The following is a 16184-nucleotide window of genomic DNA, read 5'->3' as shown; positions in this document are numbered from 1 at the left end:
GCCCACCCCAGCGTAACCCTCGCTACTTCACCTCCAGCTGAAGGATCCGGTCGTCCCCGGGCTTGGGCTTGCCCCGGGAATCCGTGTTGCTGGTGACCAGCCACAGCCTGTCCCCGCCCGCGGAGACCACTGTGCGCAGCCGCCCGTACTTGCCCTGCAGGAAGGCTTGCGGCTGGGCGAACGGCTTGTCCCCGTCGAGCGGAATCCGCCACAGCCGCTCACCCCGCAGGGAAGCCATCCATAGGGATCCCTCGGCAAAGGCGATCCCGCTGGGTGAGGAATCCGCCGGCTTCCACTGCTCCACGGGGTCGGTGAAGCCCGCTTTCTTCGCCTTGCCCTCCACCTCGGGCCAGCCGTAGTTCTTGCCGGGGCCGATCAGATTCAGCTCGTCCCAGGTGTCCTGGCCGAATTCGCCGGCCCACAGCCGCCCGTCCTTGTCCCAGGCCAGCCCCTGCACATTGCGGTGGCCGTAGGAGTAGACGACGGAGTCCGCCCAGGGGTCCCCGTGCACCGGCTGACCGTCCGGTGTCATCCGGAGGATCTTGCCGCCCAGTGACTTCTTGTCCTGGGCCAGGCCCCGGTCGCCCGTTTCCCCCGTGCCCGCGTAGAGCATCTTGTCCGGCCCGAACGCGATCCGGCCGCCATTGTGCAGGGTCCCCTTCGGGATGCCCTTGAACACGGTGTCCGGCGCCCCCAGCTGCTGCCCGGACGGCTGCTTCTCGTCGTAGAACATGCGGGCGATGCGGTTGTCCGACGTGGTGCTGAAGTACGCGTAGACCAGGTGGTCGGAGGCGTACGTGGGGGAGACGGCTATCCCCAGCAGCCCGCCCTCACCGGCCGGCGCGACCCCCGCGACCTTCCCGAGCACGGTCTTCCGGCCGGTATCAGCGTCGACCTTGGTGATCGTCCCCCGGTCGCGTGAGGAGACCAGCAGGTCTCCCTCCGGGAGCGCCGCCACCCCCCACGGCGAATCGAGGCCCGTGGTGAGCGTCGAGACGACCTTCATCGCCCCCTTGGCCGGTGGCACGGACCGGGAGGGAGAGGGCGAGGCCGCGGCGGCCGTGTGCGGCCCGGGGGCGCGAGCCGTGCCGAGGGGGCTGCCGCCGTCCCCGGACGAGCACCCCACGGCCGACAGCAACAGCGCCGAGGCCAACACGGCTGTCACAGCAGGACGTTGCGCAGTTGGACGTTGCACGGTTCCGATCCCTTCGACGACGGCACAGCTACTGTTCATACACCGCAGGTCCGCCGCCGGTTCCCGTTCACGCCCGGCAGTACACGATCCAGGACGGCTCAGTCCCAGGAACCCCGTGCGGGCGGCAGCCCCGCGATCTCCCCGAGGTCCTCCGCCGTCGGCACCACTTCCGCAGCGCGGGCGTTCTCCACCGCCCACCGCTCCTGTTTGGTGCCCGGCACCGGCACCACGTGGGGTCCCTGCCGCAGCACCCACGCCAGCGCCACCTGGGCCGGCGTCGCCCCGTGCCGTTCCGCGACCCGTCGCAGCCCCGCCACCACCGGCTGGTTCGCCGCCATCATCTCGGCCGTGAACCGCGGATGCCTGGCCCGCACATCGTCGGGCTCGAAGCCCTGCCCCGGGGTGAGCGTGCCCGTGAGGAAACCGTTCCCCAGCGGCATCGCGGCCAGAAAGCCGACCCCGCGGGACTCGCACCACGGCAGCAGCGAATCGAGGGCGTCCCGGGACCAGACCGAGAGCTCGGCCTGTACCGCGCTCACCGGGAAGACCTGCTGCACCCGCTCCAGTTGCCCGACCGTCGCGTCATGCAGGCGCGCGCCGGAGCGCCTGGAGGCGCGCGCGCCCACCGCGCAGAACCCGAGCGCCCGCACCTTCCCCGCCGCGACCAGCTCGGCCATCGCCCCCCAGGTCTCCTCGACCGGCACCTCGGGGTCGGCCCTGTGCAGCTGGTAGAGGTCGATCACATCGGTCTGCAGCCGCCGCAGTGACGCGTCGCACGCCCGGCGTATGTACCCCGGCCTGCCGTTGGCCACGATGTGCTGTTCGCCCGCCAGGAGGCCACACTTGGTGGAGAGAAAGGCATCGGCCCTGCGCTCCTTCAGGATCCGCCCGAGCAGCAGTTCATTGGTGAAGGGACCGTACATATCCGCCGTGTCGAGCAGGGTCGAGCCGGCGTCGAGTGCGGCGTGCACGGTACGCAACGAACGGTCCCCGCGCTGCTGAGATCCGGTGTAAGCCCAGCTCATCGGCATGCAGCCGAGCCCGATGGCGCCCACTTCGAGCGCTGCCGCCCCGATTGTCCTGCGCTCCACTTGGCCGCGTCCTCCCTCTTCCGTCCCTCAAACTAACCTCCAGGTCATGACTGCTGATGTGTGGCTCCCCTTCCCGCCCGACAAGATCGACGGGCTGCCCGGCGGCCTCCGCTACCGCTTCTGGAACGGCGGCCCCGACTACCCCGCCGACCCCGCGGACTGCGCCTACTACGTGGTCCCCTACATGCAGGGCATGGACGTCGCCCTGCGCCCCCTCGGCGCGATGACGAATCTGCGCGTCGTGCAGACCCTCTCGGCAGGTGTGGACCACGTACGTCCGGGACTTGACGGACTCCACGCGGGCGTCCGGCTCTGCAACGCACGCGGTGTGCACGAGGCGTCGACCGCCGAACTCACCCTCACCCTGATCCTGGCATCGCTGCGCGGCATACCCGAGTTCGTGCGCGGTCAGCAGCGTGAGGAATGGCAGTCCGGTTTCCGCCCGGCGCTCGCCGACAAGACCGTCCTGATCGTCGGCTACGGGTCGATCGGCGCCGCCATCGAGGACCGGCTCGTTCCCTTCGAGTGTGCGCGGGTGGCGCGCGTCGCGCGCTCCTCTCGCACTACGGAGCGCGGTCGAGTGCACGCATTCACCGATCTGCCCGAACTGCTCCCCGAAGCGGACGTCGTCGTCCTCTCCACCCCGCTCACCGAGCAGACCAGGGGACTGGCCGGCGCGGAGTTCCTGGCGTCGATGAAGGACGGTGCGCTGCTGGTGAACGTGGCGCGGGGCCCTGTCGTCGACACCAAGGCGCTCCTCGCCGAGCTGGAGTCGGAGCGGCTGCACGCGGCCCTCGACGTCACCGACCCCGAACCGCTGCCCACCGGGCACCCGCTGTGGCATGCGCCCGGCTGTCTCATCAGCCCCCACGCAGGCGGCCCCACCTCGGCGTTCATGCCGCGCGCCAAGCGGCTGCTGGCCTCGCAGCTGACCCGGTTCGCCGCGGATGAGCCACTCGACAATGTCGTTCTGACGACCGAATAGGCACGTTCTGTACGCATTTGAATGCGCTGTGTGTCCACAACTCTCCTGCTCGTAACGGAGCGTAGAGATACTATGTCCCTGAGTGACGGTACTGGTGTATCGTCCGGTTGGGGGCTCCGCCGTGCAAGGTCACGGTGCGGGGGAGCGTACAGAAACCGAGGGGGCGACGGGCGATGCACGGCCAATGGACGAACCAGCTGACGCAGCGGGGCCATCGACGGCGTTTCCGGCGGCCCGCTGTGTGCAGATCCGGTGCCCGCGGGGCGATGCCGCGGCCGGAGGCCCCGGGGGAGGAGCGGTGAGTGTGTCGGGAGCGCTGCTCGCCCGGCGGCCGGTCTCCGGCGGACCGGGGGGCCTGCTCTCCCAGCTCCTCCTCGCCGTCGTGTGCGGGGGATACGCGGTCGGCTCGGCTTTCGACTGGGGCTCGGAGCAACTGGCACTCGTCATGGGTGACTTCGGTCTCAGCTTCGCCGCGGCGCTGGCAGCCGTCTCCTGCTTCTTCTACGCGCGTACCAGGGAGATCAGGTTTCGGCCCGCCTGGCTGCTCTTCTCGGTCTCCTCCGCGATGGCCTCCTGCGGAAACGCGGTATGGGGCTGGTACGAGGTCGTGCTGCGGGTCCCGGTGCCCAACCCGTCCCTTGCCGACCTCTTCTTCCTCTGCTTCGCACCGCCCGCCATCGTGGGACTCCTGGTGCTCGCCAAGCGGCCCGTCACCAGGGCCGGCTGGGTCTGCCTGGCGCTGGACGCCTGGCTCATCGGCGGCTCACTGCTGACGCTCTCCTGGAGCCTCGCCCTCGCACACACCGCACGGCTGGAAGGCAGACACGAGAGCGTGGCCCACGCGGCCCTCTCGCTCGCCTATCCGCTCCTCGACATCGTGCTGGTGTCCATGGTGCTCGCCCTGCACTTCCGCAGGTCCAACGCCAACCGTTCGGCGATCAACACCGCCATCGCCGGGCTCGCCCTGACCGTCCTGTCCGACGCCCTGTTCACCTCGCCCCTGCTGCGCGCGAGCTACCACTCGGGCCAGCTGCTCGACGCGGGCTGGTTCGCGGGCTCGCTGCTCCTGGCCTACGCACCCTGGGCCGCACGGCTGGGGGCCACCGGATTCACCGGCGCCGACCCGCTGCCCGTGCCGCGCGGGATCCGTCACGCCGGCCGCCCGAGCCGCCCGATCGCGGGCTCGCTCGCCGCACTCACGCCGTATCTCGCCGCCGCCGTCTGCACCCTCGGCATCCTCGACAACGTGATCGACGGCCGCAGAGTGGACCGGGTGGTCGTCTTCACGGGCTGTACGGTCGTGCTCGCCCTGGTCGTACGGCAGGGCATCATGCTCGTCGACAACATCGCGCTCACCCATGAACTGGCCCAGAAGGAGAACCACTTCCGGTCCCTGGTGCAGGGGTCGAGCGATGTCATCATGATCGCCGCACCCACCGGCATCCTGCGCTACGTCAGCCCCGCGGCCGCCGGTGTCTACGGACGGGACGCCGAAGAGCTCATCGGTTCGGAGCTCGCCTCCCTCATCCACTCCGAGGACCTGGGGCGCGTCGTCCACGAGGTACGCCGGTTCCTGGCCGCCTCACCCGCCACCGAACCCACCACCCGGATCGAGTGCCGCTTCAGATCCGGCACGGGTGACTGGCTCAATGTCGAGTCCACGGTCAACCGCCACCAGGGCGGCCTGATCTTCAACAGCAGGGACGTGACCGAACGGGTCAGGCTCCAGGCCCAGTTGCAGCACAACGCCGAGCACGACCCGCTCACCGACCTGCCCAACCGCGCTCTCTTCACCGACCGGGTCCGCAAGGCCCTGGTCGGGCGCAGGGCGACGGACCACGGCACCGCGGTGCTCTTCATCGACCTGGACGGCTTCAAGGCGGTGAACGACACCATCGGCCACCAGGCCGGGGACGAGCTGCTGGTCCAGGCGGCCCGCCGCCTCCAGGAGTCGGTCCGGGCCGCGGACACGGCGGCCCGGCTCGGTGGCGACGAGTTCGCGGCCCTGATCATCGGGAACGGCGGCCAGGACCAGCCCGCCCGTGAGTGCCAGGTCCACGAGATCGCCGACCGGCTGCGGCTGCGGCTCTCCGAGCCGTACCGGATCGAGGGCAGCGAGGTGCGGGTCGCGGCCTCCATCGGGGTCGCCTTCGCCGAGTCGGCCATCACCCCGACCGACCTGATGCGCAACGCCGACCTCGCCATGTACCGGGCCAAGGCCGGCGGCAAGAACCGCGTCGAGCTGTACGCGCCTCAGATGCAGGCCGAGGTGGTCCGCCGGTCCGAGCTGACCGCCCGGCTCCGTACCGCGCTGCACGACGGGGAGTTCGCCCTGCTGCACCAGCCGGTGGTGAACCTCACGACCGGCCGGATCGCCGCGGTCGCCGCGCAGGCCCGCTGGCGCTCCACGCAGGGCATCCTCTTCACCCCGGCCGAGTTCCTCCAGGTCCAGGAGAGCGGCGACATGGCCGAGGGCGCCCGGACCGGCGAGCTCGGCCGCTGGCTGCTCGAAGAGGCCGTCGAGCAGGCCGCCGACCGTGGAGGCGCCGGACACCAGGTGCCGGTGGCCGTGCGCCTCTCCGCCCGCAGGCTGCTGGACAGGTCCATGCCGCTCGGCTCCATCGAGGCGCTCCTCAGCCGGCACGGGCTGCCCTCGGGCGCCCTGGTCATCGAGATCGCCGACAGTGACCCACGGATCGCCTTCGAGGAGCTGGAGCGCCGGCTGATGGTCCTGCGCCGGCACGGTGTGCGGATCGCCCTGGACGGGTTCGGCCGGGGGTATGCGGCGATAAACGCCCTGCGGCGGCTGCCCGTCGACGTACTCAAACTGGACCGCGGACTCGTCGAGGGCGTCGTGGAATCGGCGCGGCTGCATAAAATCACCAGCGGGCTGCTGCGTATCGCCTGCGATCTGGGTATGCAGTCGGTCGCGGACGGGGTCGACTTACCCGAACAGGTGAGCGCGCTGCGCGCGATGGGGTGTACGCACGGACAGGGCATGGCGTTCTCCGGGCCGCTGGACGAATACCGGCTGCGCCGCTCGCTGAGCCGTTCCCGCTTCCCGCTGCCGGGGAGTGCGGCCAGGCCCGTACTGCTCGGTACGCGCTCCTTCGCCGGTTCAAATAATGAGACGTCAGTCCCACCCACTTGACAGTCACCGGGGGCCGGGAGGAAGGTCAGTGCCATGACCACCCGAATTCTCGTACTTGGAAAGCGCGTCGGCTGAAGCAGAGCTCCTCACCAGCTCCGCTCAACGCCCCGACGCGCTCCCCTCGCTTGCCTCACGGCACGGGGGGTTTTTTGTTGCACCAGCACCACCCGAAAACCGCGAAAATCCCCGCAAAAACCCTCAGCTTCGAGAAGAGAATGCCGATGACCGAGCAGGCCACCGGGGCCCACCACCCGCAGCCGCGGGCCCGTAACGGCGGACCGTCGTCCACCACCGTCGAGCACGTCACGGGCGCGCAGTCCCTCATCCGTTCTCTTGAGGAAGTCGGGGCCGATACGGTATTCGGCATTCCTGGCGGTGCCATCCTCCCGGCGTACGACCCGATGATGGACTCGACCCGGGTGCGTCACATTCTGGTCCGGCACGAGCAGGGCGCGGGTCACGCGGCCACCGGTTACGCACAGGCGACCGGGAAGGTCGGGGTGTGCATGGCGACGTCCGGGCCGGGTGCCACCAACCTGGTCACGCCGATCGCCGACGCGCACATGGACTCCGTGCCGCTGGTCGCGATCACCGGCCAGGTGGCTGCGGCCTCCATCGGTACGGACGCCTTCCAGGAGGCGGACATCTGCGGCATCACGATGCCGATCACCAAGCACAACTGGCTGGTCACCGACGCGGCCGACATCCCGCGGGTGATCGCCGAGGCGTTCCACGTGGCCTCGACCGGGCGCCCCGGCCCGGTGCTGGTGGACATCGCCAAGGACGCGCTGCAGGCGCAGACCACGTTCTCCTGGCCGCCGCAGCAGGAGCTGCCCGGCTACCGGCCGGTCACCAAGCCGCACGCCAAGCAGATCCGGGAGGCCGCCCGGCTGATCGCCCAGGCCAAGCGCCCGGTGCTGTACGTCGGCGGCGGTGTCATCAAGGCACACGCCACCGCGGAGCTCAAGGTGCTCGCCGAGCTGACCGGTGCGCCGGTCACCACCACGCTGATGGCGCTCGGCGCGTTCCCCGACAGCCACCCGCAGCACGTGGGCATGCCCGGGATGCACGGTGCGGTGACCGCGGTGACCGCACTGCAGAAGTCCGACCTGCTGATCGCGCTCGGCACCCGCTTCGACGACCGGGTCACCGGCAAGCTGGACAGCTTCGCCCCGGACGCCAAGGTCATCCACGCGGACGTCGACCCCGCGGAGATCGGCAAGAACCGCCTGGTGGACGTGCCGATCGTGGGGGACGCCCGCGAGGTCATCGCCGATCTGGTCCAGGCCGTCCAGGCCGAGCACACCGAGGGCACCATGGGCCCCGCCGCCCAGAAGCGGTACGCGGACTGGTGGACGGACCTGAACCGCTGGCGCGACACCTACCCGCTGGGCTACGACCTGCCGGCGGACGGCAGCCTCTCGCCGCAGCAGGTCATCGAGCGCATCGGCCGGGCCGCCGAAGGGGACGCGATCTTCGCGGCGGGCGTGGGCCAGCACCAGATGTGGGCCTCGCACTTCATCAACTACGAGCACCCGGCGACCTGGCTGAACTCGGGCGGCGCCGGCACGATGGGCTACGCGGTTCCGGCCGCGATGGGCGCCAAGGCCGGCATGCCCGACCGGATGGTCTGGGCGATCGACGGTGACGGCTGCTTCCAGATGACCAATCAGGAACTGACCACCTGCGCGCTCAACAACATCCCGATCAAGGTCGCGATCATCAACAACGGTGCGCTCGGGATGGTCCGCCAGTGGCAGACCCTCTTCTACAACCAGCGCTACTCCAACACGGTGCTGCACTCGGGCCCCGGGGCCGACGGCATCGCGGCGGACGGCAAGGCCAGCGGCGGTACCCGGATCCCGGACTTCGTGAAGCTGTCCGAGGCCATGGGCTGTGTCGCGCTGCGCTGCGAGCGCCCGGAGGACCTGGACAAGGTCATCGCCGAGGCGAACGCGATCAACGACCGCCCGGTCGTGGTCGACTTCATCGTCCACGAGGACGCGATGGTCTGGCCGATGGTGGCCGCCGGTACCTCCAACGACGAGGTCATGGCCGCTCGCGGCGTCCGCCCCGACTTCGGCGACAGCGAAGAGAACTGAGACAGAGAGAGACCGACGACATGTCCACCAAGCACACGCTCTCCGTCCTGGTCGAGAACACGCCGGGCATCCTCGCCCGGATCGCCGCCCTGTTCTCCCGCCGCGGCTTCAATATCGACTCGCTCGCCGTGGGCGTCACCGAACACCCCGACATCTCCCGCATCACCATTGTGGTGAGTGTCGAAGACCTGCCGCTGGAGCAGGTGACGAAGCAGCTCAACAAGCTGGTCAACGTCCTGAAGATCGTCGAACTCGAGCCCGGCGCTGCGATCCAGCGCGAGCTCGTCCTGGTGAAGGTCCGCGCCGACAACGAGACCCGCTCCCAGATCGTCGAGATCGTCCAGCTGTTCCGCGCCAAGACCGTGGACGTCTCACCGGAGGCCGTGACCATCGAGGCCACCGGCGGGACCGACAAGCTGGACGCGATGCTGAAGATGCTGGAGCCGTACGGCATCAAGGAGCTCGTCCAGTCCGGGTCCATCGCCATAGGCCGGGGCGCGCGCTCCATCACCGACCGCAGCCTGCGGGCGCTCGAACGCAGCGCCTGAGCGGTCTTCGGGCGGCCGTCCGAGCCGGTGGGCACCGCGCGTTCCGCGGATCACGCGGTGCCCGGCCGCTCGTATGGCGAGACCCGTGAACCTTCCCTCCCCCGCCCGCCGTACGGTGGGCCGTAACACCTGCACACCAAGGAGATATCCCAGTGGCCGAGCTTTTCTACGACGACGATGCCGACCTGTCGATCATCCAGGGCCGCAAGGTCGCAGTCATCGGATACGGCAGCCAGGGCCACGCCCACGCGCTGTCGCTGCGTGACTCGGGTGTCGACGTCCGTGTCGGTCTGCACGAGGGCTCCAAGTCCAAGGCCAAGGCCGAGGAGCAGGGCCTGCGCGTGGTGACCCCCGCCGAGGCGTCCGCCGAGGCAGACGTCATCATGATCCTCGTCCCGGACCCGATCCAGGCCCAGGTCTACGAGGAGTCCATCAAGGACAACCTGAAGGACGGCGACGCGCTGTTCTTCGGCCACGGCCTGAACATCCGCTTCGACTTCATCAAGCCGCCGGCCGGTGTCGACGTCTGCATGGTCGCCCCGAAGGGCCCGGGCCACCTGGTCCGCCGTCAGTACGAGGAGGGCCGCGGCGTTCCGTGCATCGTGGCCGTCGAGCAGGACGCCTCGGGCAAGGGCCTGGCGCTGGCGCTCTCGTACGCGAAGGGCATCGGCGGCACCCGCGCGGGCGTCATCAAGACGACGTTCACCGAGGAGACCGAGACCGACCTGTTCGGTGAGCAGGCTGTGCTCTGCGGTGGTACCGCTGCGCTGGTCAAGGCGGGCTTCGAGACGCTGACCGAGGCCGGTTACCAGCCGGAGATCGCGTACTTCGAGTGCCTCCACGAGCTGAAGCTGATCGTGGACCTCATGTACGAGGGCGGTCTGGAGAAGATGCGCTGGTCGATCTCGGAGACCGCTGAGTGGGGCGACTACGTCAGCGGGCCGCGCATCATCACCGACCAGACCAAGGTCGAGATGAAGAAGATCCTCGGTGAGATCCAGGACGGTACGTTCGCCAAGAACTGGATGGACGAGTACCACGGCGGTCTGAAGAAGTACAACGAGTACAAGAAGGCCGACGAGAACCACCTCCTGGAGACCACGGGCAAGGAGCTCCGCAAGCTCATGAGCTGGGTCGACAACGACGAGGCGTAAGCCTTGAGGCAGGGGGCCGTCCGCACGGACGGCCCCCTGTCCACCGTGGCCAACCCCGTACGGGTGATCCTTCCGTACTGGCGGAATATGTGGGCCGCAACGCCACTACACTGCTCAGAACATACGCGTCAGGCCCACAGCGTCGTGCGTCTTTCACGCGCCCAGCCCCTCCGCCTGCGGCCGTCGGGACGGCCCTCCGCAACGGACTTGTGAGGACTACGTGAGCTCGAAACCTGTCGTACTCATCGCTGAAGAGCTGTCGCCCGCCACGGTGGACGCGCTGGGACCCGACTTCGAGGTCCGGCACTGCAACGGCGCCGACCGCGCGGAGCTGTTGCCCGCCATCGCCGATGTGGACGCGATCCTGGTGCGCTCGGCCACCAAGGTCGACGCCGAGGCCGTCGCCGCGGCCAAGAAGCTGAAGATCGTCGCCCGCGCCGGTGTCGGCCTGGACAACGTCGACGTCTCCGCCGCCACCAAGGCCGGCGTCATGGTCGTGAACGCACCGACCTCCAACATCGTCACCGCCGCCGAGCTCGCCTGCGGTCTGCTGGTCGCCACCGCGCGCAACATCCCGCAGGCCAACAGCGCGCTCAAGAACGGCGAGTGGAAGCGCTCGAAGTACACGGGCGTCGAGCTGAGCGAGAAGACCCTCGGTGTCGTCGGCCTCGGCCGGATCGGCGTCCTGGTCGCGCAGCGCATGTCGGCCTTCGGGATGAAGATCGTCGCCTACGACCCCTACGTACAGCCCGCGCGTGCCGCCCAGATGGGCGTCAAGCTGCTCTCGCTCGACGAGCTGCTCGAGGTCGCGGACTTCATCACGGTCCACCTCCCGAAGACCCCCGAGACGATCGGCCTGATCGGCGACGAGGCGCTGCACAAGGTGCAGCCGCACGTCCGGATCGTCAACGCCGCGCGCGGCGGGATCGTGGACGAGGAGGCACTCGCCTCGGCTCTCAAGGAGGGGCGCGTCGCCGGTGCCGGTCTTGATGTGTACTCGAAGGAGCCCTGCACGGACTCCCCGCTGTTCCAGTTCGACCAGGTCGTCTGCACCCCGCACCTCGGTGCCTCCACGGACGAGGCCCAGGAGAAGGCGGGCGTCGCGGTCGCCAAGTCCGTCCGCCTGGCGCTCGCCGGTGAGCTCGTCCCCGACGCGGTCAACGTCCAGGGCGGTGTGATCGCCGAGGACGTGCGCCCGGGGCTGCCGCTCGCGGAGAAGCTCGGCCGGATCTTCACCGCGCTGGCGGGCGAGGTCGCGGCCCGGCTCGACGTCGAGGTGTACGGCGAGATCACCCAGCACGACGTCAAGGTGCTCGAACTCTCCGCGCTCAAGGGCGTGTTCGAGGACGTCGTGGACGAGACGGTCAGCTACGTCAACGCTCCGCTCTTCGCGCAGGAGCGCGGCGTCGAGGTCCGTCTGACGACCAGCTCGGAGTCGCCCGACCACCGCAATGTCGTCACCGTCCGCGGAACCCTCGCGGACGGCGAGGAGGTCTCGGTCTCCGGCACGCTGGCCGGTCCGAAGAACCTCCAGAAGATCGTCGCCGTCGGTGGGTACGACGTGGACGTGGCGCTCTCCGACCACATGGTCGTGCTGCGTTACGCGGACCGCCCCGGTGTGGTCGGCGCCGTCGGCAAGATCCTCGGCGAGGCCGGGCTGAACATCGCGGGCATGCAGGTCTCGCGGGCTGCCGTGGGCGGCGAGGCGCTGGTCGTCCTGACCGTCGATGACAACGTGCCGCCGGTTGTGCTGGCCGAGATCTCCGAGGAGATCGGTGCGGCCTCGGCCCGTTCGGTCGACCTGACCGACTGACCGCCGCCCGACCGGCCGCTGACCGCTCACTCATCACCGGCTGATCTCCGCATGTCAGCGCCGTACCCGGCTCGTAGACACACGTCTTACACAGGCGTCTGCGAGCCGGGTACGCTGCTGTCATGGGACATCGTGAGGATCTGCTCGAAGGCGCCAAGCGCTGCCTGCTGGAGAAGGGGTACGCGCGGACGACGGCCCGCGACATCGTCGCCGCCTCCGGCACGAATCTGGCCTCCATCGGCTACCACTACGGTTCCAAGGAGGCCCTGCTCAACCTGGCCTTCCTCAAGGTGACCGAGGAGTGGGGCGACACGGTCGGCGAGGAGTCGGGCGTGGATCCCACGGCCTTCACCGATCCGTACGAGCGCTTCGAGGCGGTATGGGGGAAGGTGATCGACTCCTACGACGTCAGCCGGGCGCTGTGGAAGCTGCAGCTCGAGGTGATCTCGCGCATCGACGACGAGCCGGAGCTGCGCAAGGCGATCGCCGGGCCGCAGCAGGAGGGCCGAACCGGGCTCGCCCAGAACTTCCAGGGCATCGACGAGAAGGCCGAACCCGAGAAGGCGCGGACGGCGGGTCTCGTCTACCAGGCACTCCTCGCCGGGGTGATGGTCCAGTGGCTGGTGGACCCGGCCACGGCGCCCTCCGCGCGGGACCTCACGGACGGCCTGAGGGCGATCCTCGGGGACGACCGGCCGGACTGACGGGCACAGCCCTGTCCGGGGGAAAACTGCTGAACTGCGCCCGCCCGGCGGGGCTGTGCCGGTGCGTCAGCCCGCGGTGGGGGCGCCGGCCACGCGCCGCTCGCCGCCGTTCAGCTCCTGCCAGAAGCGGTAGACGTCGACCGCGCCGTCATGCGTCTCGTGGCGCATCGGCAGCCGGCGCTCGGTGTAGTCCTTCGCGAACTCGGCGTAGAAGGTGTCGAGTTCGAAGTACTTGCGGTCGTCGACGTAGTGCGGCTCGTAGGCGTCGCGGGTGGTGAGGAAGACGACCTCGTCGGGGGAGCAGTAGTACAGCGCCCCCAGACACATCGGGCAGGGGTGGGCCAGGACGTAGATGGTGGTGCCCGAGAGATGCTCGGTGCCCAGCTTCACGCATGCCTCGCGGATGGCGAGGACTTCCGCGTGGGCTGTGGGGTCGTTCGTCTGGGCGACCTTGTTCGGGCTCTCGGCCAGGATCGCGCCGTCCTTGACGATGACGGTGGCGAACGGCCGCCCGCCCTCGGCGACGTTCTGCCGGGCGATGTCGATGGTGCGCTGTGCGAAGTCCATGAGGATCCTCCGGGGTACGGAACGCGGTTACGGGTTACGGAATGGGGGCTGCGGGCAGGTCAGAAGGGCTTGGTGGGGAGGTACTTGCCGTCGAGGGTGATGACGGCCCGCTCGCCGCCCTCCGGGTCGGCGACCTTCCGTACATCGAGCCGGAAGTTGATCGCGCTGATGATGCCGTCGCCGAACTGCTCGTGGACCAGGGCTTTGAGCGTGGTGCCGTAGACCTGGAGCATCTCGTGGAAGCGGTAGATGGTCGGATCGGCCGGGATGCCGCCGGGGATCGAGCCCCGGGTCGGGATGGTCTGCAGGAGCATCACGGCGTCGTCGTCCAGGCCGAGCAGGGCGGCGACGGCCCGCGCGGCCTCGGCCGGCAGGGCGTGCTGGCCGAGAACGGCGGCTGTGGTGAAGGCCGTCGACAGTCCGGCGGCATCGGCGATCTGCTGCCAGGACAGGTCCTTGCGGGTCTTGGCGTCGACAGCGGCGACGGCCAGGTCCTGACGGGCGGTGGGGTCCAGCTGGGCGTGCGGCATGAGCAGGGTTCCTCTCGGGTTGTTCTCCGGTGGGTGGTGATCTCCCGCGTATCTCTCGCGTATCCCTCGCGTATCGCTTGGGCAGGTGCTGCTTCGGCGGGGATCAGGGGTGCGGGTCAGGCCGCGAGGGCGGTGCCGCGGCCGGTCATGGGGTCGAGCTCTTCGACGGTGCCCGTGGCGATGTCGTAGACCCAGCCGTGCAGGGTGATCGTGCCCGCGGCGAGGGCGCGGGCCACCGAGGGGTGTCCGGCCAGGTTCGCCAACTGCGTGAGCACGTTCCGGCGTATCAGCGCGTCCACGGTGTACGTCCCGGCCGCGGCGTCCGGGGAGATGTCCGTGTGCCGCAGCCAGCCGGCCACCGCGGGGGCGCCGGTCAGGTCGTGGCCGTCGGCCACGGCGGTCATCGCACCGCAGGCGGAGTGCCCGCACACCACGACGGCGGACACGCCCAGTACGGCGACGGCGTACTCGACGCTCGCCGCGATTCCGTCCGCGCCGGCGATCGTGTCGGTGCCGGCAGCGGCGCCGGGGGAGTGGGCCGGGACGAAGTTGCCCGCGGTACGGATCACGAACAGTTCACCCGGTTCGCTGGCGCAGATCAGCTCCGGCACGACCCGCGCGTCGGAGCAGCCGATGAACAGCGTCGTCGGCCTGTGGTGGCCGGCGAGACGGGCGAAGAGCTCCGCCCTCGGTGGAAAGAGGTGCTGCTTGAAGCGCCGTACTCCCTCGGTGAGGTCGTCCATGGCCACTCCCTTCGATGGATGCCGAGCCGGTGGGCCGACTGGATCCACTGTGCATGACCTGGTGCTATAGCGTCCAAGACGTAATATCCATAAGTCCTATTGCTCGCATCTATAGTGGTGGGCATGGCCCTGGAACTGCGTCACCTGCGCTATCTGCTCGCCGTGGCCGAGCACGGCAGCTTCACCCGCGCGGCCGAAGACCTGCGGATCTCCCAGCCCACGCTGTCCCAGCAGATCAAGCAGTTGGAGCGCGGGGTCGGGGTGCAGCTGCTGGACCGTACCGGCCGCGCCGTACGCCTCACCGATGCCGGTGAGGCGTACGTGCACTACGCCCGCCGCGCGCTGCGAGACCTGGCGGCCGGTGAACGGGCCGTCGCCGATGTCCAGGACCTCTCCCGGGGCAGCCTGCGCCTCGCGGTGACCCCGACCTTCACCGCGTATCTGATCGGCCCGCTGATCGCCGAACTGCACACCCGTCACCCCGGTATCGCCCTGGACGTCAGGGAAATGACGCAGGACCGGATCGAGTCGGCGCTGCTCGCCGACGGCCTCGACCTCGGGATCGCCTTCGACGGCCCCCATCTGCCCGGTATCGCCGCGACCGCCCTGTTCACCGAAACGCTCAGCCTCGTCGTCGGAGCCGGGCGGCCGGACGCCGGCCTCGGGGCGCCACTGCCCGTGAGCGGCCTCGCCGAGCGTCATCTCGCCCTGCTCAGCGATGACTTCGCCACCCGCGGTCATATCGACGCCTACTTCACCCAGCAGCGGGTCAGCCCCCGCATCATGGTGGAGGCCAACTCCATCCAGGCGCTCACCGAGATCGTCCGGCGTACCCCGCTGGCCACCGTCCTGCCCGACGCCATCACGCACGACCATCCGCATCTGCACCCCGTCCCGCTGGAACCGCCCCTTCCGCAGCGCACCGTCGCGCTTCTCCGGCGTGAGAGCGCCTACCGGAGCGCCGCGTCCCGCGCCTTCACGGACGTCGTCCAGCACCTGCTCAGGGCCCGCGGCTACGCGCCCGCCTGACGGTGCCGCGCGAGCGCCCCGGCGGTGGGTGGACGGGTGGACAGACGGGCGGGCGGACAGACGGCCGGGCGGCCGGGCCGCGCCGGCGCTACAGCCGGGCCCCCTTCAGAGCCATGTGCAGCAGCAGCCGGTCCTCGCCCTCGTCCAGGTCGAGGCCGGTCAGCTGCTCGATACGGGAGAGCCGGTAGTAGAGGGTCTGCCGGTGGATGCCGAGCGCCGAAGCCGTACGGCCTGCCTGGCCGGCGCAGTCGAGGAACACCTCGGCGGTGTGGGCCAGTTCGGCATGGACCGGCGCCAGGAGATTCCGTAGCACCGTGTCGTGCGCGCGCCCCGGGGGCAGTGCGGTCAGCAGGCGGTACGGGCCGATCGAGGCCCACTCCGCGACCGGGCCGAACCGTGGCTCGGCGGCCGCGGCGCGGGCGGCGGCGGCGGACTCCTGCCAGGACACCGACAGCTCGCCCGGGTGCCCGTCGAGGACTTCGAGTGGGGCTACATCTCTGCCCGTGAGCGGCTCGTCCACCGCCTCGGCGTGGTCGCCGGCATGACCCGCGACCACGACCGCCTGCACGCGG

The 16184-nt window shown here is 69.8% G+C and carries 14 protein-coding genes; 8 read left to right on the top strand and 6 right to left on the bottom strand.

Annotation, left to right across the window (positions count from 1 at the left end; all coding sequences use genetic code 11):
* Positions 1-22 precede the first annotated feature (22 nt).
* Both G3I19_RS02990 and G3I19_RS02985 read right to left on the bottom strand, forming a co-directional pair.
* Positions 23-1234 (bottom strand): PQQ-dependent sugar dehydrogenase, encoded by a 1212-nt coding sequence (locus G3I19_RS02990; protein ID WP_164259154.1) that lies wholly within the window; start codon positions 1232-1234, stop codon positions 23-25.
* Positions 1235-1293: 59 nt separating this feature from the next.
* Entirely contained in the window at positions 1294-2286 is a 993-nt protein-coding gene (locus G3I19_RS02985; RefSeq protein WP_164259153.1) for an aldo/keto reductase, read from the bottom strand.
* Positions 2287-2332: 46 nt separating this feature from the next.
* Here G3I19_RS02985 and G3I19_RS02980 point away from each other — a divergent pair, with 46 nt between their 5' ends.
* From G3I19_RS02980 to G3I19_RS02950, 7 genes are all read left to right on the top strand, one after another.
* Positions 2333-3271 (top strand): 2-hydroxyacid dehydrogenase, encoded by a 939-nt coding sequence (locus tag G3I19_RS02980; protein ID WP_164259152.1) that lies wholly within the window; start codon positions 2333-2335, stop codon positions 3269-3271.
* Between the two features lie 298 nt (positions 3272-3569).
* On the top strand, positions 3570-6422 hold the full coding sequence (locus tag G3I19_RS02975; RefSeq protein WP_164259150.1) for an EAL domain-containing protein: 2853 nt from the start codon (positions 3570-3572) through the stop codon (positions 6420-6422).
* A 215-nt stretch (positions 6423-6637) separates the two neighbouring features.
* Positions 6638-8524, top strand: a complete 1887-nt coding sequence (locus G3I19_RS02970; protein ID WP_203599077.1) for an acetolactate synthase large subunit — start codon at positions 6638-6640, stop codon at positions 8522-8524.
* 20 nt (positions 8525-8544) lie between these two features.
* Positions 8545-9072, top strand: coding sequence for an acetolactate synthase small subunit (gene ilvN, locus G3I19_RS02965; RefSeq protein WP_164259146.1), 528 nt, complete (start codon positions 8545-8547; stop codon positions 9070-9072).
* Positions 9073-9224: 152 nt separating this feature from the next.
* Positions 9225-10226 carry a ketol-acid reductoisomerase gene (ilvC, locus tag G3I19_RS02960; protein ID WP_164259138.1) on the top strand — a complete coding sequence of 334 codons (1002 nt, stop codon included), beginning with the start codon at positions 9225-9227 and terminating at the stop codon, positions 10224-10226.
* A gap of 220 nt (positions 10227-10446) precedes the next feature.
* Positions 10447-12039 carry a phosphoglycerate dehydrogenase gene (gene serA, locus G3I19_RS02955; RefSeq protein ID WP_164259136.1) on the top strand — a complete coding sequence of 531 codons (1593 nt, stop codon included), beginning with the start codon at positions 10447-10449 and terminating at the stop codon, positions 12037-12039.
* Positions 12040-12161: 122 nt separating this feature from the next.
* A complete protein-coding gene (locus G3I19_RS02950; RefSeq protein WP_164259134.1) occupies positions 12162-12743 on the top strand; it encodes a TetR/AcrR family transcriptional regulator in 582 nt (193 codons plus the stop codon).
* Between the two features lie 66 nt (positions 12744-12809).
* Here the strand turns inward: G3I19_RS02950 and G3I19_RS02945 are convergent, their stop codons facing one another.
* The 3 genes from G3I19_RS02945 to G3I19_RS02935 form a co-directional block, all read right to left on the bottom strand.
* Positions 12810-13310 (bottom strand): nucleoside deaminase, encoded by a 501-nt coding sequence (locus tag G3I19_RS02945; protein WP_164259132.1) that lies wholly within the window; start codon positions 13308-13310, stop codon positions 12810-12812.
* Positions 13311-13369: 59 nt separating this feature from the next.
* Complete coding sequence (gene cynS / locus G3I19_RS02940; RefSeq protein ID WP_164259130.1) at positions 13370-13840, bottom strand: cyanase; 471 nt, start codon at positions 13838-13840, stop codon at positions 13370-13372.
* A gap of 116 nt (positions 13841-13956) precedes the next feature.
* Entirely contained in the window at positions 13957-14583 is a 627-nt protein-coding gene (locus G3I19_RS02935; RefSeq protein WP_164259128.1) for a carbonic anhydrase, read from the bottom strand.
* Between the two features lie 123 nt (positions 14584-14706).
* Between G3I19_RS02935 and cynR the strand changes: the two genes are divergently transcribed.
* Entirely contained in the window at positions 14707-15612 is a 906-nt protein-coding gene (gene cynR / locus G3I19_RS02930; RefSeq protein WP_164259126.1) for a transcriptional regulator CynR, read from the top strand.
* An 88-nt stretch (positions 15613-15700) separates the two neighbouring features.
* Here the strand turns inward: cynR and G3I19_RS02925 are convergent.
* Positions 15701-16184, bottom strand: a 484-nt coding sequence (locus tag G3I19_RS02925) for a helix-turn-helix domain-containing protein (RefSeq protein ID WP_239073928.1), incomplete at its 5' end; no start/stop codon positions are given.

It is taken from the genome of Streptomyces sp. SID10853 (genome assembly GCF_010548145.1).
GTDB lineage: Bacteria > Actinomycetota > Actinomycetes > Streptomycetales > Streptomycetaceae > Streptomyces.
Note: the sequence above shows the minus strand (reverse complement) of the source record. Positions and strands in the feature narration are given on the sequence as shown.